The sequence below is a fragment of the Streptomyces marokkonensis genome, assembly GCF_008312835.1.
GTDB classification, from domain to species: domain Bacteria; phylum Actinomycetota; class Actinomycetes; order Streptomycetales; family Streptomycetaceae; genus Streptomyces; species Streptomyces marokkonensis_A.
In genome coordinates this window covers 1-1737 of record NZ_VSKS01000056.1, presented here as the reverse complement: position 1 = coordinate 1737, position 1737 = coordinate 1, and the positions used below count along the sequence as shown (strand labels likewise).

General features: G+C 67.0%; 2 protein-coding genes. Both read left to right on the top strand.

Features of this window, described 5'->3' with window-relative positions; all coding sequences use genetic code 11:
- Positions 1 to 659, top strand: a 659-nt coding sequence (locus F1615_RS35360; RefSeq protein WP_149553128.1) for an alpha-glucosidase C-terminal domain-containing protein, incomplete at its 5' end; no start/stop codon positions are given.
- On the top strand, positions 656 to 1737 hold a 1082-nt coding region (locus F1615_RS35355; protein ID WP_244328980.1), incomplete at its 3' end, for an alpha-amylase family glycosyl hydrolase. The genes F1615_RS35360 and F1615_RS35355, both read left to right, overlap by 4 nt.

The following is a 1737-nucleotide window of genomic DNA, read 5'->3' as shown; positions in this document are numbered from 1 at the left end:
TGCGGCCCAACTTCTTCGCCAACACCCCCGACATCCTGCACGCCTACCTCCAGCACGGCGGCCGTCCCGCCTTCGAGGTCCGCGCCGTCCTCGCCGCCACCCTCTCCCCCTCCTGGGGCATTTACAGCGGCTACGAACTGTGCGAGAACACCCCCCTGCGCGAGGGCGGCGAGGAATACCTCGACAGCGAGAAGTACCAGCTCAGGCCCCGCGACTGGGAAACAGCCGAACGCGAGGGCCGCACCATCGCCCCCCTCCTCACCCGGCTCAACACCATCCGCCGGGAGAATCCCGCCCTGCGCCAACTGCGCGACCTCCACTTCCACCACGCCGACCAGGAGGCGGTGATCGCGTACTCGAAGCGGCACGGTTCGAACACCGTTCTGGTGGTCGCCAACCTCGACGCCCACCACACCCAGGAGGCCACGGTCTCGTTGGACATGCCGCAACTCGGCCTGGACTGGCACGAGTCGGTTCCGGTGCGCGACGAGCTCACCGGCGAGGTCTATCAATGGGGCAGGGCCAACTATGTGCGTCTCGGCCCGGGCGGAGCGCACGTGCTCGCCGTCGGCCGGGGGTCCGGGGACGGGCCCCCCGTTGCACGCGGCAGGGTTCTGCGACCGTCCACCCCGCAGATCGGAGGGTCAGCCACCACATGATCGTCAACGAACCCGTCCCGGACACCTTCGAGGACACACCCGCCAAGGACCGGGACCCGGACTGGTTCAAACGAGCCGTCTTCTACGAGGTCCTCGTCCGCTCCTTCCAGGACAGCAACGGCGACGGCATCGGCGACCTGAAGGGTCTGACCGCCAAACTGGACTACCTGCAGTGGCTGGGCGTCGACTGCCTGTGGCTGCCGCCCTTCTTCAAGTCGCCCCTGCGCGACGGCGGCTACGACGTCGCCGACTACACTGCCGTCCTGCCCGACTTCGGCGACCTCGCCGACTTCGTGGAGTTCGTCGACTCCGCGCACCAGCGCGGCATGCGCGTGATCATCGACTTCGTCATGAACCACACCAGCGACCAGCATCCGTGGTTCCAGGAGTCGCGGCGCGATCCCGACGGACCGTACGGCGACTACTACGTGTGGGCCGACGACGACAAGCAGTTCCAGGACGCGCGGATCATCTTCGTCGACACCGAGGCGTCGAACTGGACGTACGACCCGGTACGCAAGCAGTACTACTGGCACCGCTTCTTCTCGCACCAGCCGGACCTCAACTACGAGAACCCGGCGGTGCAGGAGGAGATGATCTCCGCGCTGAAGTTCTGGCTGGACCTGGGCATCGACGGGTTCCGCCTCGACGCGGTGCCGTACCTGTACCAGCGGGAGGGGACGAACTGCGAGAACCTCCCGGAGACGCACGCCTTCCTGAAGCGGGTGCGCAAGGAGATCGACACCCAGTACCCGGACACGGTGCTGCTGGCGGAGGCGAACCAGTGGCCGGAGGACGTCGTCGACTACTTCGGCGACTACGGGGCCGGGGGCGACGAGTGCCACATGGCGTTCCACTTCCCCGTCATGCCCCGCATCTTCATGGCCGTGCGGAGGGAATCCCGCTACCCGGTCTCCGAGATCCTGGCCAAGACCCCGGCGATCCCCTCGAGCTGCCAGTGGGGCATCTTCCTGCGCAACCACGACGAGCTGACCCTGGAGATGGTCACCGACGAGGAACGCGACTACATGTGGGCGGAGTACGCCAAGGACCCCCGCATGCGCGCCAACATCGGCAT